Source organism: Planctomycetia bacterium (assembly GCA_015075745.1).
In the GTDB taxonomy this organism is placed as follows: domain Bacteria; phylum Planctomycetota; class Phycisphaerae; order UBA1845; family UTPLA1; genus UTPLA1.
This window is the reverse complement of sequence record JABTTW010000001.1, coordinates 1,834,053-1,857,748: the sequence shown is the minus strand read 5'-3', so window position 1 is coordinate 1,857,748 and position 23,696 is coordinate 1,834,053. Positions and strand designations below refer to the sequence as shown.

The window sequence follows — 23,696 nt, the reverse complement described above, 5'->3', positions numbered from 1 at the left end:
ACCGATTTTCACGGAGCATCAGGTGCCCGTAGAAGTGACGGTTCGATCGCCTCGTCCGTCAGGCTATCCAGAAATGCAATCAAATCATCAATCTCTTGGGCGTCAAGAAACAGCGGCTTGAGCACCGTCTCCGGGTGGTGCCCCATGACCACTGCACCTTCCAATGTCGAATAGTAGTTGAGCACGTCGCGAAGCGACGCGAACTGCCCCTGGTGCATGTACGGAGGTGTGCGCGCGACATTTCGCAGACTCGGCGTCTTGAAAGCGCCCCACGAGTCCGCCGGCTTGGCAAGAAACTCTAGACGCTTCGCCGCAGTACCGTCGCGAGCGTCGCTGAATCGGCCGGCGGCATTGAATGGGCTCGCGCGCAGCAATTCAATACCGCGAAACCGCCCGGCGTCGATCGGCTCTCCCCCGCCGAGCGGAGGCACGCGGATATTGTGAAACTCACCATCGGTAAACATGGGCCCGACGTGGCACTGCCGACAGTCCGCTCGGCCGACGAAAAGCTTGAGGCCGCGCTGGGCGGATGCGGAGATCGCGTCAAGCGGCTCATTTCGTTTGAGTTGGACGACGAACTTGTCGAACGGTGAGTCACGACTGATCAGCCGGGTTTCGTACGCGGCAATTGCCTTCCCGACATTTGCCAGCACTCGACTGACGCTCTCGCGATCATCTTCGCGCATCGACTGCCAGGCGCGATGCCGCGAATCCTGCGGCGAGTGTGGCAGGGGTCGCGCGGCTTCGGGAAACCTGCCCGTATCGGAGATGTTCGGTAGCTTGCCAAACACCTCAGCGTACGCCTCGCGCAGCGTGTCATCCTGCACAATTAGTCGGGCAATCGACACACGATCGCCGTCCATTTCGATCGAGTTCTCCAGCGGACCGGCGACTTGTCCCCAAAGTGTGTCGGCCCGACCATCCCAGAAGAGCCAGCGATGATGAGTGACATTCCAGAGAGCGGGTGTGTGTCGATCGCCAGTAGCTACTCCTTCTGAGAGCGTCCTTCCATCCGCAAACGACTTGGCGGGATCGTGACAGGTAGCGCAGGATGTTTTTCCGTTTCGGCTCAGCCGTGGATCGAAAAATAACCGCTGGCCCAGCCGTGCCGCCCGGTCGTCCATTTGAAATCGATTCGTTGCGTCGATCGGCGGAGGCAAAAGCGGCGAATGCTGAAAGATGCGGTCGCGCTCGAGTTTTTCAAACGTGATCGCGACAGGGCTGTCTGCAAAGGCGCTTGAGATGCTCCCAGGGGACGGCACCACTCCGCCCATCAGAACCGTTGCGACGAGCAGTCTGGTTCGCAATGATATGTGTCGAGTCGGGGTTGTCATTCGAGCATGATTTCAGTCTGCGCACGTTCGGTAATGCCGTTGCGAGTGATGTCAAAGTAAAGTTCCCATCGGCCGACCATGTGAAAGAGCATGCCTTCGGCGTGAATACAGCCGTCGCCGGTCTGCTCGATGCGAGGCTTGGTGTTCATGCCGTGTTGATGCTGCGGCATGGCGGCATCCACGGAAATCACCAGGTTCTCAGCATCAGTCGGGGATCCGGCTTTGGCGGTCACGCACGCTCGTATCTCAAACGGCTCATTGAGCGGGACCTTCGGCGGCACAAGAGTGAAGACAACTTCATAACCGCCGGCATTGCTGGTGATGGGCGAGTTTCCGGATGTCTGCGGAGTGATTGTGCCGCTTGATTGATTACGGACGCCCGATGCCGAGCCGCCCGCACAGGATGTCAAGATAGCGAACAACGGCAGGGCGAAGATCGATGCCCAAACAAACGAGCAGCAGATCCGGCGAGTCGGTAAGTGAAATGTTCCAACGGCAACGGGCATGCCCGCATTTGGCGCAGGCTGATCAGTTAGTCTTGCGTTGTTGCCGGGCCGGCGCGGTAAAGAATCGAGAACCGAAGACATCAATAAACTCCCCGTCAGTGGAAAAATAAGCGCCACGGTGGTTGCCAAAGTCAATGACAATCAGCCGCCCGTTGTGGTCGAGCTGAATTGATGTGGGTCGATACAGCTCGCCGGCACCCAGCCCTGGGCTTCCCCAGTGTCTTAGGAACTGACCTTCGTTGTCGTACTTCAGAATACGATCGGCGCCCATATCCGTGACGTACACGCTGCCGTCATCGTCGACACACATCCCGAACGGCTCAACGACGCCCAGATCGGACCTCGGCCGTAGCGTTCCCGCCGCGGAACCGTCGACATGATACAAAAAGATACATCGTCGATCCGCATCAACGACGCGCAGAGTCTTTGTCGCACGATGATAGACCAGGTCAGTCGGTCTGCCCCATCCTCCGCCCACGCGCCCGAATTGGCCCCAGAATCCTGATAAGTTCCACTCGGCATCGAATTTCAATAGCCTTCGATGAGTCGCGTCAAGAATATAGGTGTTCCCGTTTTCGTCGCGTTCGATGGCGGTCGGCTCGATGTCAGCGACATCCACATGTTCGCGCGAATCTGCGCCGGCACGAGCTCGCTGGCAAAGATCAATCGATGAGGCGAACTTCGCCATCAACGGGTCAAAGCGGATCGCGTCCGCCGGCGGGGGAGAGAGTCGAAAGGTCTGAATACGCCGATTGCCCGCGTCGCAGACGTAAAGCAATGATCGACTGGTATCCAGCTTCACGTCCGTAGGCCGCACAAATTCCCCGTTGCGCCCGCCGTATGTTCCAATCTGTGTGATCCAGATCGGCTCTTTGGCAGAGAGGTCGTACACCAGGACTGAGTGGCTCTCAGGCTCGGTGATGGCCATGAGCCGACCGTCCACGTCGCAGCGCTGTCCATAGTGCGAGACCAGCGTCAGATCGAGCCCTGAATTCGCCAGCGGGTCCTTCGGTGTTTCCGGCGTGACGATGCCGAATAGCTGGCATCGATTCTCAAACCCCTCGCAAACTACGGCCCGAACTCCGTTCGGAGCAATAGCCACAGCGTTGGGATAGTGCAGTCGACCATTGCCCTCGCGCGGCCGGACTGCATGCACGCCGAACCTATAGAGATATCCACCGTCCACGTCGAAGACGTGTACCCGATGGTTGTCACCGTCGGCGACGTACACGCGACCGGATTGAACCTGGATTCCCGAGGGATTCATGATGAAGCCGGGGTAGGGCCCCCACTGGCTCCAGGCCTTGATGAACTTCCCGCTTGCATCGAACCGCTGCACCCGGGCATTGTCGCCGTCGGCGACGTAAACGTTTCCTAAGGGATCGACGGCCACGCCGGTCGGTCGGCGAAACTCGCCATCGCTCTTGCCATAGCGACCGATCGTGAATTGATGGATGGCCTCGCGATCGAAAACCTCAACGCGATGGTTGCCCTCATCGACGACATAGACGCGCCCATCGTTGACCGCCACGCGCGTCGGATTATTAAACTGACCCTTGCCGCGCCCGTATCCGCCCCACGACCGGATGAAGGCCCCATCTGCATCAAAAACCTGCACGCGGTGATTGCCGCTGTCAGCCACAAAAATCTCCCCGTCGCGCGAAATGGCTAGGCCACCGGGTCGATTCAGTTCACCCGGTGCCGTTCCGCGACGCCCCCACGCGGCGACTCGCTGGGAGTCCGAGCCATATATCCTGATTTGATGGCTCTGTTCGTCGGCGATGTAGATGCGACCCTGAGAATCGAACGCCACATCGGTTGGATTTCTCAAATCCGAGATCGTGGACTGATAAGCGCCCAATTCGTGGATGACCTGCTGATCCGGGCGAATATCCGCCAGAGTATGCGGCTCAATCCCCTCGGTCTGAGCTGAACCGGTCTGTGTTACCGCTAGAATCGCGACGAGAACGCAGGCTGCCGTCTTCGAGGATTCGGCTCGCGCATTGCATAATGGAGTGAAGATACGCAGGCTGTAACGGCGACGGGCCAAAGTAAGGGGTCCCCTGTTCATCGGCTTGGTTAAGTCTAAGGTGCGACTGATACCGCGTCCAAATGGCTTCAATACGGCTTGACGCCGCCAAAAGCGGCCATGCGGACAGACAAATCGGCAATCATGCAATAAAATCGGCCGCAGGGCGAATCCGATGGGGACGTATTCCGTTTGAATAGCCTGGGAGAGTGGGTTCCGACGGCACATCTGTCGAGCAGGGTGACAATGGCGGCGAGCGACATCCAATCTGTTGAATCAGGCCCCCCGGCCCATGCCGGACAAGCCGCCGCTCTGGGTCTGCGTCACGCGCCGTGGATTATCACCAACCCCCGGGCCGTCTTCAGCCGAGTCGAGGATGTCGGCCAATACGGCTGGACACTTCTTGTGCTCCTTTGCCTCGTGACGCTGGTTGGAGTCGTCGAGGTCCAGACCGGCCTGATCGATCGCCGGGTGGATCAGCAAACCGAAGAGCAGCTTGCCGTCGTGGAAAAGACTCAGGGAAATCTTGTCGATCGGGTGCAGCTGCGCGAAGTCATGGCCGACGTTCGCAAGCAGGGTGAGTTCATGAAGCTGCTTCGGCGGCTCGGTGCCGTCGTGCTCAAGCCGCTTTACATGCTCACTTCCTTCCTGCTGATTTCATCGTTGCTTTACGCCGCCGTCGCACTTACCGGACGCAAGCCCGAATACCACACGCTGCTGACCATCTGTGTCTATGCCGGCTTCGTCGAGCTGATCGGTTTTTTCTTGCGACTGGCGATGATGTTCGCCTACCGCACGACCCATGTGGACACGACGCTCGCCATTCTCGCGAAGCCCGGGGAGGCCCCGTATCTTGCGGCGATCGATCCTTTTCGTATCTGGTTCTGGGTGCTGGTGGCCTTCGGCCTGATCGTCACCCAGCAGTTGGGCCGTCGCACGGCGATTGTCTGCTGCGCCCTCCTTGGGGTCGTCGCGTCGGTCGGCCACGTCGGCCTTGAATACGCAATGAACTCGTAACGTGGCGGCGATAGTCGCTTCGAAGGTGCCTCGCATGCGAAGAATCGTCAGTATTGTCATCCTCCTTGTGGTCGTCGGAGGCGTATTCGCCCTCGGGAGTCTACGTCGCGGGGCCGATCAGAAACCCATTCTTAACATCGCGGATGAAGTGGCGCTCACCGTCAATGCGATCCTTCCGGCCCGGCAGGAGATCATCCGACTCGTACAAGCACCCGGTGAGACCGAGGCGACGCTTGAGGTCGAGATCAGCTCCGAAATCGTCGCCAAGATTGAGGAAATGCCGGTCGTCGAGGGTTCCAAGGTTCAGCGCGGCGATCTGCTTTGCCGCTTGGATGACGACAATTTGGTCGCGGAGGTCGAGTCCGGCGAGGCGCGTGTGCGTCGGCTTGAGGCGGCGGTCGTGGATGCCGAGGCCGACGTGGAACGCGCCGAGCGCGACTATCGCCGTCAGGTTCGACTGTCCGAAGTGGACGCCACCAGCGACAAGGAGCGACTCGACTACGTCACGGCCCTCAAGAAGGCCAATGCAGTCCTCGAAATGCGAAAGCAGGAAATCATCGAGGCGCAGGCATATCTGCGCCGGGTCAAAGAGGATCTCAAACGAACGGTCATTGAGTCGCCCATCGACGGTGTTGTATCCAAGCTGGACGCCAAGATCGGCGAGGTCGTCGTCACCGGCACCATGAACAACCCCGGCACCGTCATTATGACCATCAGCGACATGTCGAGCATGCAGGTGCGTGCCCGCGTCGATGAAGTCGATATTCCGTTGGTCAAGTCCGGCCAGAAGGCCCGTATCTATCTCCAGTCGGATCAACAGTCGGCGATCCCCGCCAAGGTCATTCGCGTCGCCTCGAAGAGCACCAAGGAATTGGGCCGCGACGTCGTCACGTTTGAGACTCTTCTGGAGGTGATGGACGGTGATCGTCGCATTCTCCCGGGCATGACTGCAAATGTTGAAATCGAGGTCGCGCAGCAAAGCGACGCCATCACGATTCCCGTCGAGGCCGTGGTGCATCGGATGCGAAAGGAGCTGCCCGAGGCTGTGGTTACCGAGTTCGACAAGCGGCAGGAGAACCTGGACCTGTCCGAGCGTGCCAAGGCCGCCCAGTACATCAAGGTCGCTTATGTCATCGAAGACGAGGTCGCACGCGTTCGCCTGATCCAGCCGGGCATCGCGGATACACGACTCGTTCAGATTGAAGACGGCATCGGCATGAACGACACCGTGATCGCCGGACCTTATCGCAGCCTGGATCAGTTGAAGGACGGGCGCAAGGTGACCATGCCCGACGACGAAAAGGCAAAGCTTGCCGAAGCGCGCAAGAAACAGGAACAGAAAGCGGATGAACAATCGCAGGAGCCGAAGGTCGCCGGCGCGGCGAGCGACCCGGCTGACCCGTCCGCAAACGGCTCGCTTTCATCAGCGAGCGGATCGTGACGGGGCGTGGATAACCAAATGGACCCATCACATTCAAAAAGTCTCATCGCCCTGCGCGATCTCGAGAAGATCTATCGCGTCGGCACCGAATTGGTCCACGCCCTGCGCGGAGTCACCCTCGATATTTTCTCCAACGAGTTCGTGGCCATCATGGGCCCCAGCGGCTCGGGCAAGAGCACGCTCATGAACATCCTGGGCTGCCTCGATATTCCCACGCGCGGCAGTTACGAACTCAACGGAACCGATGTTTCAAAGCTCTCCCAGTCCGGCCTCGCGAAGATTCGCGGCCGCCAGATCGGCTTCGTTTTTCAGAACTTCGAGTTGCTGCCACGCACAACAGCGCTCAAAAACGTCCAGCTTCCGCTGATGTACGCCATGGTGCCACGGCGCCGACAACGCGCCATGGCTGCTCTTGAGCGCGTTGGCCTCGCCGATCGGGCAACGCACCGGCCCAACCAGCTCTCCGGCGGGCAGAAGCAGCGCGTCGCCATTGCCCGCGCCCTGGCGCAGGAGCCCGACATCATCCTCGCCGATGAGCCCACCGGTAATCTCGACTCGGCCACCGGTAACGAGATCATGTCCATCTTTGAGGATCTCCACGCCGCTGGACAGACGATCATCATCGTCACGCACGAGCCTGACATTGCCCAACAGTGTCATCGTATTATCACCCTGCGAGACGGAATGATCGCCTCTGACGTGCCCTCAGGCAGGGCCTCCGTCGCGACTCCCCTGGAATTCGAAACTGCGGGAGCGACGTCATGATCGCGGGCCAACAAGGGCAGCTCCGGCGGATGGCCCAACTGTTCTTGGCCGGACTCAGCCGCTCGGCGCAGAACATCCTCACCGCCTTCATTCAGATATGGGCGAATAAGGGCCGTTCCATCCTTACGACGCTCGGCATCATCATCGCCGTCACCGCCATCATCACCGTCGTTTCATTTGTCGAGGGATTCGGCCGCTACATGACCGGAATGCTCCGTGGCTATGGCACCCAGTACATGGTGGTCTGGCCGGACATCAGTTGGGAGCAGGAAGTTACAGGCGTCGGCCGCGTGACCATGACCGAGCGTGACATCGAGGCCGTCCGCACCGAGTGTCCTGACGTTGCCCGCATCACGCCGTTTCTGTTCACGGAAACCCAGGTCGCCTATCGCAAGGGCGCCATCGAGAACATCCCGACGCGCGGCGTGACCGAGGAGTATCAGGTCATCCGCAACTATTACGTGGACAAGGGCCGGTTCTTCGGACCCCTGGACGTGGAAATGGCCGCGCCGGTGGTGGTCGTCGGACGCAGTGTTCTAAAGCTTCTGGAGTGCGACGAGTCCGTACTGGGCGACACGATTCAGATCGCCGACCGTCGCCTGCGTGTCATCGGCATTCTCGAAGAGAAGGGCAGCTTCATGGGCGACGATCAGGACCAGACGGTCATGATCCCCTACACACTCATGATGCAAATGTTCCCCCAGATGCGCGAATCGATGCGATTCCTCGCGGAGGCGAACGGTGAGGAGAAAATCGACGATGCCGAGGCGCAGCTTCGACGGGTCCTGAGGCAGCGTCACAGCCTGGAGATCGGGCAGCCTGACGACTTTGGTATCCAGCGCCAGGACAGAATGCTTCGCGAGTTCCACAAGGTCCGCGCCACCGCTGCCGGCGTCCTGGCCGGCATCGTGAGCATTTCCCTTCTCGTCGGCGGCATCGGAATCATGAACGTCATGTTTGTTTCGGTCAGCGAGCGTACGCGGGAAATCGGCCTGCGAAAGAGTGTCGGCGGCCGAAGGCGCGACATCATGCTCCAATTCCTAACCGAGGCCGTCGTTCTCAGCACCACAGGCGGGGCCATCGGTGTGGCACTTGGCTACGGAGTCACGCACATTGCCGCCCTGCATCCACAGATGGTGGATATCAACGTGCCGATCTGGTCCGTTGCCCTGGCGCTGGGCTTCTCGGCCGGGGCAGGCGTCGTTTTTGGAATCATCCCGGCGTTCAAGGCGGCGATTCTTCACCCCATTGACGCCCTGCGGCACGAGTAGACGGGAGCGCGGCACCATGGCCGATCTGGCCCCGACATCCCATCCTACGGCATCGCTGACCGACGAATCCGCGCGGCCATCATCCCCCCGCTTCCCTTCGCCGCTCGCTGCCGTCGACTATCTTTCCGCCCTTGCGGCCCGGCACTGGCAGAACGTCCTCACCGCCTTGGTTCAGGTCTGGGCCAACAAGGCCCGTTCCCTGCTTACCACCCTCGGCATCATCATCGCCGTCACCTCCACCATCACCGTCGTTTCCTTTGTCCAAGGCTTCGGCAACTACGTCACCGACATGCTCCGCGGTTTCGGCACCAACATGATGTTCGTCTTCCCCTGGACCGGTGACGACCACGGTTTCATGATCGGCCGCATCACCATGGACATCTCCGATGTCCGCGCTGTCGCAGCCCGGTGCGACAAGGTCCGCCGCATCAGTCCCCTCGTCTTCGCTGCCGCCACGATTGAGTTCGGCCGCGAGAAAATCGAAGGCGCCGAGATCCAGGGCGCCACCGAGCAGTTCCAGCCCATCCGAAAGTATTTTGTGGACAAGGGTCGCTTCTTCAGTCCGCTTGAGGTGGACAACGGTTCCTACGTATGCGTTCTTGGCCGTAATGTGCAAAGTCTGCTCGAAGCCTCCGACCAGATCGTCGGCGACTTCGTCTATATCAACGCCACCCGATTCCGCGTGCTTGGAATCCTCGAGGAAAAGGGAAACATGATGGGCGAGAATCAGGACGACCTGATTCTCATCCCTTACACAACAGCCCTCAAGCTCTCGCCGATGTCCCAGTATTTCATGCCCTTCATCGTCGAAGCCACCGACGAGAAGGATATCGAAGAGTGCAGCCTGCAAATCTCCCGCGTCCTTCGCGAGAGTCACGGCCTGGAGCCCGGCACGCCCAACGACTTTCGCATCCTCCGCCAGGACGAATTCCTGCGCGACTTTGATCGCGTCAAGATCATCGCCACCAGTGTCCTGGCGGGCATTGTCGGAATCTCCCTCATCGTCGGCGGCATCGGCGTCATGAATATCATGCTGGTCAGCGTCACCGAGCGCACGCGCGAGATCGGACTCCGCAAGAGCGTCGGCGGCCGTCGACGCGACATCCTCTTCCAGTTTCTCACCGAAGCCGTCGTCCTCAGCACGGTCGGTGGCGGGATCGGCATTGCTTTGGGATTCGCCATCTGTCGCATTGCTTCGCAGCATCCCGCCATGGTGGACATCCCCGTCCCCGCCTGGGCCGTCGCCCTCGGACTGAGCTTTTCCGCCGGCACCGGCGTCCTTTTCGGCATCATTCCCGCCTTCAAGGCCGCGATCCTTCATCCCATCGACGCTCTTCGCCACGAGTAACGTTGACCCTTCCCTCCCTCCTCGGCGATTGACGTATCGCGTCCGATGCCCGAGGTGCCCCTATTTCGACAGGCCGACGTTTCCCAGTTTCCGCGATTCATGGATAATTGCCGCACCGGTCTATTATGAACAAGGCTCTCGTCCGATTACTGGCCCAGCGAGTTACCATAGAGACCCTTTGCGCCTGCGTGGCACTAACTTGTCTGGCTGTTGGGCAGGGACGCGCCGCCTTACAGCCGCCGTCAGTCATACCTGCCACGCAAAATTCCAATGAGCAGGTGTCGATCGACACGCCTTCATCGAGCGATGCGACGGTGGCCTCAAGGCCCCGCGGCATCCTGATCTTGAATTCCTATCGCTCAGATACGCGCTACACTCAGGTGCAGGTTGAGGCAATTCGGCGGGCAATCTACGGCTCCGGCGCCTTTCGCGTCCAATTCTATTACGAATATCTCGATGTCCTCCAGGACAGCGACGAGCGTTTCTTCATATCTCTCACCGCCTGGTACCAGGAACGCTATGAGAACAGAAGCGTTGATCTGATCATCACCACTGATTCACCCGCCTTGAAGTTCGCACTGGTCTATGGCGCCGCCGCTTTCCCAGGTGTCCCCATCGTTTTTTCCGCTGCCTCCAGCGCGGACGTACTTCGCCGGGTTGATCCCCTTCGCGCCACCGGCGTTGTAGAGTCGGTTGATGTTTCCGGAACATTGAAGTTGGCCCTGCAACTTCAGCCGGACCTGCGCCGCGTCATCTTCCTGACGGATCACACGCAACATTCCAAGTTCTTGGAATCTCGCGCTCGGGCGGTAGTGGATCAGTTTGCCGATCGCATCGAATTTCAATGGCAACTGGGGGGCACGTCAGCTGAAATCGTGCAACGACTCTACGGACTGGGAGATGAGACGGCTGTCCTTCTCCTTGCGAATTACCATCTCGCGAACCGCGTTCCAGGAGCGGATCAGACGCAGCTGGAACATCTCTGCGAAACCTCCCCGATTCCGATCTACGCCTTGTTCGACACCTATCTTGAGCACGGAGTGCTCGGCGGCGTCGTTGTCTCCGGAGAGGCCCAGGGCCGGGCCGCGGCACATCTGGCTGTTCGTGTCCTGAAAGGCGAACCTGTCAGTAGCATTCCAATGATTCAAGAAAGCCCCAACGTCGCATTGGTGAACTGGAGCGCGATGCAGCGATGGGGCATCAGGGAATCCCGATTGCCGTCGGGCGCAATCATCAAACGTCGTGTTCCATCCGTTTTTGAGCAATATGGCTGGTACATCGTCGCGGCCGCTGCTTGTTGCCTGCTCGAGGCGGCAATCATCTCCGCACTGCTGTTCAACGTGATCCGTCGCCGGAGAGTGGAGCGCGATCTTGGAGAACAGAGAGCCCTGCTCAATGAAATCATTAACCACGTTCCACACGCGGTCTTCTGGAAAGACCGCAATTCCGTGTACCAGGGAGGCAACCTGCAGTACGCACGGGACGTTGGTTTTCAATCTCCCGCTGAAGTTGTCGGGAAGACGGACTACGACATTCACACAGACGCGGATTTGATCCGTGATTACCGCGAAAGCGATCGGGCGGTCATCGAAAAGCGTCAGCCGATTCTGAATAAATTGCAGCTTAAGCACTTTGCCTCCGGCGCCATCGGTTCCGTGCTCGTCAGCAAGGCGCCGTTGTTCGATGAGCAGGGCGAAGTGCGAGGCATCCTCGGTGTCTATACGGATGTCACGCGCATGAAGCAGGAGGAGGCCCGGCTGTCCCTGCTCAATGACATCGCCGCAAACATCACATCGAGTCTTCCGGTTGAAGACATCATTCGTCAAACCGTTGACAAGGTGGCCCAGGTATTTCCGGGAATTCGAGTCTCCTACTCAACCGTTGATCCTTCGGGCCGACTTGAGGTCGTAATTTCGCGGCAGCCGCGGGATTGGGCCTCCATCAGCGGCATTGTCGCCGACCTGCGACGGGCGCCTCGCTATCTGGCGGCTCTTCGTGCAGGTCAACCGGTCAATCTCTCCGACCTCAAGCATGAGCCACCAGAAACCGACGCCTGCGCCATCTTCGACCTGAACATCACGCGAGCCGTTCTGGACGTGCCGATCCGATGCGTCGACGGACTCGTGGGGATCCTGGGATTCTGCTCGCCGGTTCCCCGCGAGTGGACAGAGGACGAATTGGCGACCCTCATCGGCATCACGACTCATTTCTCCGTTGCCATCCAGGAGTCGAAGGCGCGCGCCAAAATCGTCGACGCCATTTCCTCCCTCCGGGAGAGTGAAGCCAGATTCCATGCCTTCATGGACAATTGCCCGATCATCGCATACGTCAAAGACCTCGATGGGCGCTTGGTCTATGCGAATCCGGCCATGGAGGAGAGGTTTCGCCTCAAGGTCACCGATTGGAAAGGAAAGTCCGACGCCGAACTTTGGCCCCCCGTGACGGCGGCCCAGTTCCGCAAGAACGACCTCGCCGTGCTCGCAAGCGACACGCTGGCCATCGTCGAGGAAGTCACCGAGTTCGACGGTGAAATCCAGCATTGGACGAGCTACAAGTTCGTCATTCGAGACGCATCCAGCCGGCTCTATCTTGCGGGCATGTCAGTGGAGACGACTCATCAGCGTCGTGTCGCACAGTCGTTGAAGGACGCCAATGAGCAGCTCGAACGGCGCGTGCTGGAGCGCACGGCAGAGCTCAAGGAGAGCGAAGAGCGGTTTCAGGAGCTCTCGAATGCCGCGTTCGAGGGAATCGCGATTCACGAAGACGGCAGAATACTCGCGGCCAATCCCGCCCTGGCGGAGATGTTCGGGTACGAGCTATCAGAGATCATCGGATTGACCCGCAAAGAACTCGTCGCGCCACAATCCCTTCAGGAATCGCGTGACGAACGAAGAGTGTCCATCGCCGGCGGCGGCGATGAAGTGCAGGAAAGTATCGGTCTTCGACGCAGCGGCGAGACCTTTCCCATCGAACTTCGTGGAAAATGGGTGCCTTATCTCGGCCGCCTGGTACGCGTTTCCGCCATTCGAGACATCAGCGGTCGAAAGCAGGCGGAGCAGGAGAAATTACGCCACCAGGCCGAATTAGCACACATTCTCCGCCGCGTCACGCTGGACGAACTCGCCTCGGGCCTCGCTCACGAGTTGAATCAACCGCTTGCGGCGATTTCGAACTACACGAGTGCCGCCTTGCGCCGCCTTCGGGACTCGTCCAGCCCCGGCCCCGAGATTGCCGAAGCGATGTCACTCGTCGCCGAGCAAAGCGAGCGCGCTGCTCAGATCATCCGGCGGGTTCGAGCATTTGCCAGGAAGAGCGAGGCCAACCGCACGACTGCTGACCTGAACACCATCGTGAAGAATGCCCTCAGGCTCGTGGAACACGAAATCAACCAGAATGCAATCGACTGTGTCTGCAGTCTCGCCGCCGATCTTCCGCCTGTGATCGTGGATTCTATTCAAATAGAGCAGGTGATCATCAACCTTATTAAGAATGCATGCGATGCGCTGGAAAAGACCCCGGTTGGAAAGGGCCGAATTATCATCTCGACAGGGCATGTCGATGACAAAGTCGAACTAAGCGTCATCGACAACGGGCCGGGCGTCAGCCCGCAGGCGGCGGCTGATCTCTTCAAGCCCTTCTCCACGACAAAGGATCGAGGCGTAGGTCTGGGTCTTTCCATTTCCCGGGGCATCGTCGAGGCGCATGGCGGCCGCCTTCAGTTTAGGTCGTGCCCGGACGGCCGCACTGCATTTGAGTTTCAACTTCCCATCGGAAAGCCGGCGCGGCTTCCTCAGACTGCTCAGTAGATTCGGCTTTTTATCTCTGTGAAATGCCGGCACCTGCAGTCTCAACTTCATAGTCGCTCGGAGCACTGCATGACGAATCGATCTTTCCGGCACGTGTGCCCTGCCACCCATTTGCAAAGGAGACCCCGCAGCCACGTGCCCGGTCTTGTGCAATTCGCACAGCAATTGATCTTTCGCGCGCCTGGCTATTCAATTAGAGCGTTTTGCGCTTTTCTGTAGCGACTCCGCAGTGCGTGAAGTAGCCCAATGCATCTGAGGGGCTGATCGCGGCGATGGCCTTTGCCATTCCGGTGCATAGTTCCTCAAAGTTTCTGGCGGCCGCGGTGCGCAGAATCTGTTTGGCCTTTGACCACATCATCTCGATCGGGTTGAAGTCGGGCGAGTACGGGGGCAGGAATGCCACGTGCGCGCCGACGGCAGCGATGGCTTCGTGTGCACCGACGGCCTGATGAGATGCCAGATTGTCCATGACCACAATGTCGCCGGGCTGCAGGGCCGGAGCCAGAACCTGGCGGACGTATTCGGTGAATGAGGCGCTGTCGATGGCACCGGACAAGATCATCGGGGCAATGGCGCCGCGAAGGCGCAATCCGCAGAGCATGGTCGTGGTTTGCCATCGTCCATAAGGGGCGTGGGCTTTGACCCGCTGACCGCGCAGCGCTCGGCCGCGCAGGCGCGTCAGATTGGTCTTCGCTGAACTTTCGTCAATGAATACAAGGCGATCGGGATCGAGGCCTCCTAATTGCCGACGCCAGTGTTCACGCTGAATTCTCACATCCGGGCGGTTCTGCTCATCCGCGAAGAGCGACTTTTTTTTAGCGACAGCTTCATCTTGCGGAGCGAGCGGCAGAGATGTCCCAGGGTGATCTTCAGGCCCAGCCGGTCGCGGAGTTCCGCCAACGTCGCATCAGGTTGCGCCTCCACCAGCTTGCGGAGTCGCTCTTTCCGAGATTCATTTAGTCGGGGGATCGGTCCCGTGCGATGCGGAAGCGGCGCGATCGTCCCCAACTCGCGACGCCGCTGCTTGAGTCGTCGAACCCAGGCTGGCGACACATCGAACGACTTTGCAACCGGAGTAGTCCCGTGCCCGGCATCGCACGCTGCCAGCACCCGCCTGCGCAAATCCATCGAATAGGCTTCCATGCCAAAGTACTCCTTTGGCAATGAGCCTAACCCCTAGTGCACTATGGCGCTAGAGGAACGCGCAATCCGCTCTAGTAGTAGGGGTTTTCCTGTAGCCCGCGTCCGTCTGAGCATTTGTCTTGTTTTACTAAAAAGCGCCTATTTGCGATGATTCCATCCAGGAGATTTCCGTTATTCTTCGAGAGGGGTAATAGTGGCATTCCGCCCAGCGCGGGGAGTCAGATGACACAGCAGCTCAGCAGCAAAACGGTGATTGTCGTCGACGACGACAATGCCGTGCGCGATTCCCTTAAATGGCTGATTGAGTCGGTCGGCCTCTCTGCGCTCTTGTTTGCCTCGGCCGACGAAATGCTCAGTTCTGACGCCTTGCAGCGCGCCGGCTGTATTCTGCTCGACGTCCGAATGCCGGGCATCAGCGGACTTGAGTTACAGGAGCGCCTCAACGCTCGTGGCGTCACCACACCTATCATCGTCATCACTGGACACGGTGACGTTCCCATGGCAGTCCGAGCGATGAAGGCGGGCGCCATGGACTTCATTGAGAAGCCCTTCAGCGACCAACTCCTCATCGATGAGATTTATCGCGCGCTCGAGAAGGACGCCCAGAGCAGGAAGTCCGCCGAGATGGATGCGCGAATCCACGAGCGATTCGAGCTCCTTTCGCCGCGTGAGCGCACGGTCATGGCCATGGTTGTCGAGGGCATGTCCAATAAAGCGGTCGCAGCCGAACTGGGACTCAGCCAGAAAACCGTTGAAGTTCATAGGGCCCGAGTCATGACAAAACTTCGGGCCGATTCGCTCGCCCAGTTGGTACGGTTCGCCGTACAACTCGGACTCGCCCGTACCTGACTCCGTCGTCAGTCCATCTATCGACACACCTCAAGATTCAGACATGGCTTGTCGATGAATACCCCGAGGCTTATTCCGCTCCCGCCGGGGTTTTATGCATGTCCCATTTCGCTCCGCAATCATCGCGGCGCGCCATCCGCCAGCTTTCTCGTATCAGGGCAGCGACCGCCGGCCTATCTTGCATCGGCTGCGCACTGATGGCGGTTGGGTCATTCCGAGCCTATATCACTTATCGAAACGCATTCGATGTCTTCGACGGCTTTCTGGGCTGGTTTGGACTGGGGCTTTTTGTATCAGCAGTCATCCTTCGTTGGGCATCCCGGGGCCGCGATGACGCCTCATCTTCCTCGGAGAATCAGGTTGCTGCGACGCCGGAATCGTCTCATATGGCACTGGAGGCATTGGCGTCCTGGGCCCATGAGATTCGAAATCCCCTCTCCGCCCTCATCGGCCATGCCGAACTCCTTCACGACACGACTTCACTTACTGCCATTCCCGCGACATCATCGGACTCCGCAGCGCGCGAAACCGCCCTCACAAACATCCGGACCTGCTCCCGGCACATCCTCGGTCTCATTAACGACACCCTCGATATGGCACGCCTCGTTCGCGGCCGGATTCCAATCGACATCACTCCTTGTTCTCCCCATCGAGTCATGATGGAGGTCAGGCAGATCGTGTCCGCCAGAGCCCTCGCGAACAACCTTGAGCTCACCGTCGCCTGCGAAGGCCCCATCCCAGAGGCCGTGAATACCGATGCCGTCCGCCTTCGACAGATTCTGCTCAATCTCGTCTCCAACGCCATTAAGTTCACCCACACCGGTTTCGTCCGCATTGTCGCCCGGGTAGTTCATGCGACTCCGACGCCGCTTCTGGAATTCCAGGTCATCGACTCCGGACCGGGCCTGACACCTGATCAACTCGCCGGCCTCTTCGTTCCCTTTCAGCCGGTCGGCGGCAATGAGTCTCTCAAAGCTGGCGGCGTCGGGCTGGGGCTCGTCATCAGCAAGAAGCTGGCATCTCTGCTTGAAGGGGAGTTACTCGTCGAATCCAGGCCCGGTGTGGGGACGACGTTTTCAATCCGCATTCCGGCAGGCCCGCTCGACCGCGTGAGGATGCTGGATTCTCGTCACCTCGAGGAATGGGCCGTGGACGACTCCGACGATGGTTTAGATTCAGCCGCCGTGGATGCTGCGGTTGCGACTCATGCCGGACAAACGCCTACTGCACAAGCCGTCGAACCGATGCGAGTCGATCTGCCCAGCGGTTGTCGCATCCTGCTTGCGGATGACGCCGCGGAGAATCGCAAGCTCTTTGCCCTGCTCATCCATCGAGCCGGCGGCATCGTCACCCTCGCCGAAAACGGACGCGAGGCCGTGGGGCTTGTTTGCTCGCCCGAAGAGCCGGATTCACTCGCATCATCTTCGCGCGGCAAGAATTTCCCAGTGCCATTTGACCTTGTGATACTCGATCTGGAAATGCCTGTCATGTGCGGCATCGACGCCGTGCGTGAAATGCGCGCCGCCGGGCGTCGTGTGCCGGTGATCGCGCTGACCGCCCACGATACGCCGGACCTTCGGCGCCAATGTCGAGAGGCCGGCTTCTGCGACTACATCACCAAGCCGATCGACCGCAACGATTTTCTGACCATTCTCACTTCATGGATTCAACCGGCACGGACCCGGGCTCGATCCGACAACGATGGGTCAAACGCTCGCCGCCCACCCCAGGCCGCAACGCATTGAACCCGGCGGCTATTGTCCGTCGACGGTGTGACACTCAAAGCAGACACGCGGATTTGTCTTGTATTTCTGCGGGTGTGTAGGCGGCAGCGGGTAGATTGAGTCTTCCCCGATATGACAGAGTCCGCACGCATCGACCGCCTGGTCGTGAGCGCTTTGGCGATCGGCGCTCATCAGGTATTGCGCCAGGGCGAGTTCTGCTTTGCCATCGCAGAGGCCGCCGTCCTGGTCCACTTCCGCGAATATCGAGTTGTAATCCTCCGTCCCCTGCACCACCACGCTGCCGGTCGGCACATATTCGCCGGTTGAATAAAACTGAACGGGAAACTGAGTCTGCGGACTGCCGTCGTCCGGCTTGAACAGGACGCGCCAATCGCCGCAGCCACAGCTCGCGAGCATGAAGAGACCCATGTCCACGTCCGGCGCGTTGGCCAGGCGGAATCGACCGAAGTATGGGTTGGTGTTGGAAATACCGCCCACGACGACGGTCCCATCCGCCGGCGGGCCGGGAATGAACTGCGGGAATACATTGCATCCCACCACGATCGCAATGAGCGACAGCCAACCGTATGCCTTACGACGCATTTTCCCCTCCGCGAATCGCCCCTGGACGTCCCGTGGATCATTATATCCAAGTTCCGTCGGGCCGAGCAATTCTCCGCCTCGTTACTCTGATAATGCGCTCCACGATCCCCCTTCAGGGGGGCTGTGGTGCCTTTTTCACCAGGGCACCAGTCGTCGCGGAGCTCAACGTCAGATAAGATCGACAGACCCATGAAGCAGAGTTTCCTCATTTTGGCGCTGAGCAACCTGTTGCTGATGTCCCTCACGGCTGTGTTGGGGCTGATCGTTGCCGGCGAGGCGGGCTTTGAGCGGCACTTTCTGCTCGGCGTATTGACGGCCATGTATACGTGTTTTGTCCACATCGTGACGTATATGTATTTTGTGGTGCAGGAGAAGATCATCCGTCAGGCGGCGCTTTTGGCGGGGCTCGACGCCGGGTTTCATGAAGTTGTGATGAAGATGAAGTCCCGGGCTCTCCGCATCGGCATGGTGGGCATCGCCTCTATCCTGATCGTCATTGCGTTGGGCGCGGCCATCGGAATTTATGTCCCTCCGGCCGCCCACATGCTCGCTGCCTTCGCCGCGATCGGCGTTCAGTTGTTTGTGAACTTCATGCAGTACGCACTTCTGGACGAATACAGTCGCGTTCAACACCGCGCATTTCCGGAGGGTTGAGTGACGCAATTTCCTGAGATGAATCGTCCGCATGTCCGAGCGTGGGTCGCTGCGATCGCTTTCATCCTGATTGGGGCGTTGGCGTCGGTCGCTCAGGATCGCAATTCCACTTTCGGCCCGGACGAAGATTCGCCGGCCGGCCGGCCGACGACGCGTCCCGTTAATTCCCTTCGCGCCGCGCGCAAACTCGCTTTGGCAGGGGAGTATCCCGCCGCGATCGCCATGTATGAGGCGCTTAGCGGCAATCCGCGGCTTCACCTTCGCGCAGCATGCGGCCGCGCTGAAATAGACATTCAAATCGGCGACTATCAGGCCGGATTGACTCGCCTCCTTGGGCTTGAGGAGATCGGTGGAAAGTCCGCCGCGTGGAATGCAACCGTCGCGGCACTGAAGGAAGAAGTGGGAGACTACGACGCGGCGATCAGCCACAATGAGAAGGCGATTGCCGCCGACGAGGACAACCTGCGTGCCCGATACCAGCTTGGGCGCGTGCTGGAAACCATCGGGCGCATCGATCAGGCCATCGATGCATACCGCTACTTCAACGATCGGATGGCCGGCGAGGCTCTTCCGGAGCGCGCCGACGAACTGACATATCTGGGGCTGGGGTTTCTGCGCTTCAGCACGCTTACGCGTCACCGGGACATTGTTCGTCGAACGCGGCACGTGCTTACGGAAGTTTTTCAGGAGGCGATGGAGTTTGTCGATGCGGACTATTGGCCGGCCAGGCTGGCTTCGGCGGAGCTGCTCTTGGCCAAGCACAATCTCGGCGAGGCCAAGCAGGATTTTGAGGCCATTCTCAAGCTCAATTCGAACGTGGCCGCCGTCCACGTCGGGCTCGGCCGAATCGCTCTTGAGGAGTGGAACTTCGAGGAAGTCGACAAGTGCGTTGCCCGCGCCCTCAAGGTGAATCCGTCGTCGGTCGTTGCCCGAGTGCTTGAGGCTGACTGCAGAATGACCGAGCGCAAGTATGAGGACGCCATCGTCGCGGCCGATCATGCCCTCGCAACGAATCCCAACAGCATCGATGCACTCGGTGTGAAGGCGGCGGCCCTGACGCGCCTTGGCAACGAGGGTGGGGCCAAGGCGGTGATCGCGGCCGTCGAGAAGCTCAACGAGCGGGCGGGCGTGTTGCACAACGCGCTGGGCACCTGGCTGGCCGCGGGGCGGCAGTATGGCGAGGCGGAGGCGCATTTCAAGAAGGCGATCGAGTTCGCACCATGGTGGGCGAGCCCGCGCACGTCGCTGGGGCAGGTATACATGGATACGGGCGAGGAAGCGCTTGCCCGACGGACGCTTGAGGCATCATTTGCACTCGACAGCTTTGACAGCCACACGCACAACGTTCTGGAGCTGCTCGACGTCATCGACCGGTTTGACCAGCTTGAGACGGATCATTTCATCATCAAGTTCGACAAGCAGCGCGGCGACCGGGCGGCGGCGGACGGCGTGATCGCGCCGTATGTGAGTGAGTATCTGGAGGGGATTCACGAGGAGATCTGCGGGGACTTCGGGGTCTCGCCGCACATCACGGACGGAAAGGATGAGTCGAACCGCGGCGCTGACGCTGAGGGGGCGTGGCCGTTGGGGAAGAAGACGATCATCGAGTTGTTTCCCGATCATATGGGGTTCTCGGTGCGGGTGACGGGGCGGCCTTTCATTGCGACGGTGGGGGCGTGCAGCGGTCGGGTGATCGCGATGGTGGCGCCGCGGGGGATGGCGCCGTTCGGGCGGTTCAACTGGGCGACGGTTCTTCGGCACGAGTTCACCCATACGGTGACGCTGGCGGCGACGGAGAATCGGATCCCGCACTGGATGACGGAGGGGCTGGCGGTATTTGAGGAGACGGCGCCGCGGTCGTGGGGCACCAAGGAGTTGTTGTGCCGGGCGGTGCGGATGGGGCAGCGCGACGAGGTGAGCGCGGGCGGGGGGTTGTTTACGCTGAAGTCGATTGATTGGGGGTTCATGCGGCCTCGGCGGCCGGACGATCGGCAGTTGGCGTACATGCAGAGCGAGTGGATGTTTGAGTACATCGTGGAGCGGCACGGGAAGCGGGCGATCGGTGGTTTTTTGAAGGCGTTTCGGGCGGGGCGGAACCAGGCGGAGGCGTTTCGGGAGGTATTGGGCATCGAGACGACGGCGTTCGATGCGGAGTTCGCACAGTGGGCGAAATTGCAGGTGGGGTCGTGGGGTTTTTCGGTGGGGCCGCTGCGGGAGAAGGAAGTGATTCGCGGCGAGCTTGAAATGTTGCGCGAGGGCGGTGAGCGCAGAGAGGAAGGCGGCGAGGAGCGGCGCGGCGCGGAGATGGACGAGGGGACGAAGCGTCGTGTTGAGGCGGCGCTGTGGGGGGAGTATGCCGAGGCGCAGCTTTTTGATGGGGAGTACGAGCAGGCGGAGGCGTCGGCGCGGCGTGGGTTGGAGGCGCATCGGGAGTCGGCGCGGGCGCTGGAGGTGTTGTGCCGGGTGCTGGTGGGCCGGATGTTGGCGGAGAAGGATGAGGGGCGGCGCAATGAATTCGTGAATGAGGTCGATCCGTATCTTCGGACGCTGATTCGGGTGGAGCCGGGGTGCGGGGTGGCGATGAAGTATCTGGGGTTCGTGGAGCAGGCGTGGTCGCAGTGGAAGGAGGCGACGGGGTGGCTCCTGAAGTACCAGGAGCGGTTTCCCGACGACCCGGACTCGTACCGGCGGCTGGCGGGGATATACCTGCACCTGGGTGCCACGGACTCGGCACTTGGGCAGTTGGAGCGGTTGTTCCTGCTGAGCGAGGACGAGCCGGCGGTGGCGCGGCAGGTGGCGGAGATATACATGGAGCGGGCCGGCGAGGCGGCCGGGGAGGCGCGGGCGCTGTCGGAGAAGGCGGCGACGTGGTATCGGCGGGCGCTGGAGGTGGACCCGTATGACGGGGAGATCCATCTGGGGCTTGGTGAGGCGCTTCTTGGTGCGGGGCGTGCGGAGGCGGCGGTTCGGGAGTACCAGGTTGTGTGCGAGATCTGGCCGGAGAAGGGGGCGGGGTATGCGGGGCTGGCGCGGGCGTATGAGGCGCTGGGGGATTTGGAGAAGGCGCGGAAGTATCGGTTGAAGTCGGAGAAGGGGGCGGAGAAGAAGGATAATGTGTGAGCGTCTCCGAATACTCCGCCGCGTGAAGACTGCGCGCAAGTCCTGCAAAATCGAAGGTGACATATAGTGACACAGCGCTCGGGGAAATCGTGCCAACGCTTGTGGCGGGCATGTGTTGGGGCGTTGCGCGTTTTGGGTGGTTTTGCGTGAAAACGCGCAAGGTGAAACAAGACCGGTCCATGCCCGAACAGGCACGAAAAGTCTCGGGAAAGTTCGTTTGTAAGCCTTTGAAAAACGGTTGGGGAAAGTGACACAGAGGGGGCAAGACGTCGACGGTGAATGCAATCGCGATGACACGCGGCGGTGAGGTGGCCTGCTGGTGGTCCGTCGCCAAACGGCAAGCCGCTTCGTTGCTCGCGCGTAAGTCCTGCACGATTGAAGGTGACAATAGGCGAAAAAAGTTTGGGCGGTCGCTTGCAAGTCGCGCGGCGGGCGTGTGTTGGGGCGGTTCGCAAATTGGGTGGTTTTTGCTGATTCGGCTCTGAGACACGAGGCCCCGGGGCCGGTGGGCCGGTTCGATTTCTTTACGATTCACTATTGCTTGTTCGTTGGACATTGCCGTAGCCGTCTCCATTCATGCACACTTGCTCCGCGTTCGCGCCACTGGAACGAAAAGGGGTACATGCATAGACACGGTCTTGCATTTGCAGGAGTGTGGACCCAATTTGTCGCTTGCGTTCCGAATTGGAGGTTTCAGGTAATGGGACTGACCAGTCCCATTTGGTCTCCTAGCCAGAGCACGCCTTAACCGGCGGGGAATCCCTCCGTCACGGGATCATTCGGCCAATCTGAAGTTAGCGTAACCATTCTCAACAGACCAAACGAACGATTGCTTCTCCTTTCCATCATTGGAGAGTATGACGACGGCAGGGAGGCCTTCTTCGGTCGCGTAGACAGCAAATCGACAGCGCTCTGACTCGTCGAACACACTCACGTCGGGCCACCCACTCTTCCCTAGCCCGAAAGCCAATCGATTTTTTTGCTTTGTGTCGAAGAAGCTCAGCACGGGAGTCTGGTCTGATCGAAGCGACAAAGTTGCTCGGACGATTTGCGAGGAGTCGAGCAGGAGGATTTCTGGGGAATTCTCTGAGTCTCTAAGGTGCATCCTAAGTCGCGACTTATCCCTGTTATCATAAAAGCCGAATTCCGGCATATCATTGATTGCAAACAGTGCAGCTAGTGTGCCCCCATTTGGCCTTCGTAGACTCATTCCGTAGGAGTCGTCTGAATATGTCGCGATATCCAGCAGGTTCCGACCGACGGTATCCTGTATGACTAGCTGATGTGGACTTACCGTGGGCCCCGAGCGATTTGATCCTGTCCAGAGAATCAAGATCACCACCATGCCTGAAAGGAAGAATAGCCAAAGGCGAGTACGCCTGACTTGGGATTCAAGTCCACTCACGCGAAGTTCAAATGCGTCATCCAAAGGTTTTCCGTCCAATGGGATGTCCTCCCGCTCGTTAGCCGAACCGCCTCCAGTTTCAATTGCTTCGACGACGCTTATCGATTGGGTTGCGAGTTCATGAGCCCGTCCCGGGTCAGTTTACCCATTATCTGCGAGGCTACGAATAGTTGGGCGGACCCGGGGGAGTGGCCCAATGCTCGATATGGTTGCCATTTGGCGACCTGTCTGGCGACAAAGCCCGCCCGGCGGTGGCGTGCACTCGGCCGTGGATTTCGACGTATTGGCGGGTGGCCGGTACAATTCTTTTCTGCATCGGGCAATCCATTGACGAGGAGAATCGTGCCGCATGGAACTTCGGGCTCTGCAACACCTGATTGAGGAGATGTATTCGGCAAAGGACCGCAAGCGGGGGTCCGAGGGAACGTTTCTCTGGTTGATGGAGGAGGTCGGTGAACTTGCGGCCGCCATACGAGAGGGCACGTTCGACGAGAAGGAGGCGGAATTCGCGGACGTGCTTGCCTGGCTGGCGACCCTGGCGAATGTCGAGGGCGTAGACCTCGAGAAGGCCATGAAGAAGTATACGAACGGCTGTCCCGGCTGCGGCGAGATGGTTTGCCAATGCAATGAGAAACCGTAGGCCTGGGATGTGGCGGCCTCGCGTGCGTATCGGCCTGCAAA

The 23,696-nt window shown here is 59.8% G+C and carries 17 protein-coding genes; 11 read left to right on the top strand and 6 right to left on the bottom strand.

Annotated features, from left to right (window positions below):
- Nucleotides 1-8 precede the first annotated feature (8 nt).
- From HS101_07315 to HS101_07305, 3 genes are read right to left on the bottom strand one after another with little or no spacing between them, the layout of a single operon-like run.
- Nucleotides 9-1,307 carry a cytochrome-c peroxidase gene (locus tag HS101_07315; protein ID MBE7506083.1) on the bottom strand — a complete coding sequence of 433 codons (1,299 nt, stop codon included), beginning with the start codon at nucleotides 1,305-1,307 and terminating at the stop codon, nucleotides 9-11.
- A gap of 23 nt (nucleotides 1,308-1,330) precedes the next feature.
- Nucleotides 1,331-1,840, bottom strand: coding sequence for a FixH family protein (locus HS101_07310; GenBank protein ID MBE7506082.1), 510 nt, complete (start codon nucleotides 1,838-1,840; stop codon nucleotides 1,331-1,333).
- A gap of 22 nt (nucleotides 1,841-1,862) precedes the next feature.
- Nucleotides 1,863-3,890, bottom strand: a complete 2,028-nt coding sequence (locus HS101_07305; GenBank protein ID MBE7506081.1) for a hypothetical protein — start codon at nucleotides 3,888-3,890, stop codon at nucleotides 1,863-1,865.
- Nucleotides 3,891-4,115: 225 nt separating this feature from the next.
- Here HS101_07305 and HS101_07300 point away from each other — a divergent pair, with 225 nt between their 5' ends.
- The 6 genes from HS101_07300 to HS101_07275 all read left to right on the top strand — a co-directional run bounded on the left by HS101_07300 (nucleotide 4,116) and on the right by HS101_07275 (nucleotide 13,517).
- Nucleotides 4,116-4,886 carry a YIP1 family protein gene (locus HS101_07300; protein ID MBE7506080.1) on the top strand — a complete coding sequence of 257 codons (771 nt, stop codon included), beginning with the start codon at nucleotides 4,116-4,118 and terminating at the stop codon, nucleotides 4,884-4,886.
- A gap of 34 nt (nucleotides 4,887-4,920) precedes the next feature.
- A complete protein-coding gene (locus tag HS101_07295) occupies nucleotides 4,921-6,327 on the top strand; it encodes an efflux RND transporter periplasmic adaptor subunit (GenBank protein ID MBE7506079.1) in 1,407 nt (468 codons plus the stop codon).
- A gap of 18 nt (nucleotides 6,328-6,345) precedes the next feature.
- Complete coding sequence (locus HS101_07290; GenBank protein ID MBE7506078.1) at nucleotides 6,346-7,092, top strand: ABC transporter ATP-binding protein; 747 nt, start codon at nucleotides 6,346-6,348, stop codon at nucleotides 7,090-7,092.
- Between the two features lie 29 nt (nucleotides 7,093-7,121).
- Nucleotides 7,122-8,363 (top strand): ABC transporter permease, encoded by a 1,242-nt coding sequence (locus HS101_07285; GenBank protein MBE7506077.1) that lies wholly within the window; start codon nucleotides 7,122-7,124, stop codon nucleotides 8,361-8,363.
- Between the two features lie 16 nt (nucleotides 8,364-8,379).
- Nucleotides 8,380-9,711: an ABC transporter permease gene (locus HS101_07280; protein ID MBE7506076.1), complete on the top strand. Its 1,332-nt coding sequence runs from the start codon at nucleotides 8,380-8,382 to the stop codon at nucleotides 9,709-9,711.
- A gap of 344 nt (nucleotides 9,712-10,055) precedes the next feature.
- Nucleotides 10,056-13,517: a PAS domain-containing protein gene (locus HS101_07275; GenBank protein ID MBE7506075.1), complete on the top strand. Its 3,462-nt coding sequence runs from the start codon at nucleotides 10,056-10,058 to the stop codon at nucleotides 13,515-13,517.
- Between the two features lie 193 nt (nucleotides 13,518-13,710).
- Here HS101_07275 and HS101_07270 read toward each other — a convergent pair whose 3' ends face one another.
- Together HS101_07270 and HS101_07265 are read right to left on the bottom strand one after the other, a co-directional pair.
- The gene (locus HS101_07270; GenBank protein MBE7506074.1) at nucleotides 13,711-14,292 is read right to left on the bottom strand and encodes an IS630 family transposase; all 582 of its coding nucleotides are present in this window, start codon (nucleotides 14,290-14,292) and stop codon (nucleotides 13,711-13,713) included.
- Complete coding sequence (locus tag HS101_07265; GenBank protein ID MBE7506073.1) at nucleotides 14,289-14,660, bottom strand: transposase; 372 nt, start codon at nucleotides 14,658-14,660, stop codon at nucleotides 14,289-14,291. Before HS101_07265 ends, HS101_07270 begins: the two co-directional genes overlap by 4 nt.
- A gap of 222 nt (nucleotides 14,661-14,882) precedes the next feature.
- Here HS101_07265 and HS101_07260 point away from each other — a divergent pair, with 222 nt between their 5' ends.
- Together HS101_07260 and HS101_07255 are read left to right on the top strand one after the other, a co-directional pair.
- Complete coding sequence (locus HS101_07260) at nucleotides 14,883-15,509, top strand: response regulator transcription factor (protein MBE7506072.1); 627 nt, start codon at nucleotides 14,883-14,885, stop codon at nucleotides 15,507-15,509.
- Between the two features lie 197 nt (nucleotides 15,510-15,706).
- Complete coding sequence (locus HS101_07255; GenBank protein MBE7506071.1) at nucleotides 15,707-17,254, top strand: response regulator; 1,548 nt, start codon at nucleotides 15,707-15,709, stop codon at nucleotides 17,252-17,254.
- A gap of 9 nt (nucleotides 17,255-17,263) precedes the next feature.
- On the opposite strand, the gene HS101_07250 is transcribed toward HS101_07255, so the two are convergent.
- Complete coding sequence (locus HS101_07250; GenBank protein ID MBE7506070.1) at nucleotides 17,264-17,836, bottom strand: hypothetical protein; 573 nt, start codon at nucleotides 17,834-17,836, stop codon at nucleotides 17,264-17,266.
- A gap of 189 nt (nucleotides 17,837-18,025) precedes the next feature.
- Between HS101_07250 and HS101_07245 the strand changes: the two genes are divergently transcribed.
- The 3 genes from HS101_07245 to HS101_07235 all read left to right on the top strand — a co-directional run bounded on the left by HS101_07245 (nucleotide 18,026) and on the right by HS101_07235 (nucleotide 23,655).
- On the top strand, nucleotides 18,026-18,490 hold the full coding sequence (locus HS101_07245) for a hypothetical protein (GenBank protein ID MBE7506069.1): 465 nt from the start codon (nucleotides 18,026-18,028) through the stop codon (nucleotides 18,488-18,490).
- Nucleotides 18,491-21,610 (top strand): tetratricopeptide repeat protein, encoded by a 3,120-nt coding sequence (locus tag HS101_07240; GenBank protein MBE7506068.1) that lies wholly within the window; start codon nucleotides 18,491-18,493, stop codon nucleotides 21,608-21,610.
- A gap of 1,754 nt (nucleotides 21,611-23,364) precedes the next feature.
- Complete coding sequence (locus HS101_07235; GenBank protein ID MBE7506067.1) at nucleotides 23,365-23,655, top strand: nucleotide pyrophosphohydrolase; 291 nt, start codon at nucleotides 23,365-23,367, stop codon at nucleotides 23,653-23,655.
- Nucleotides 23,656-23,696: the final 41 nt, after the last annotated feature.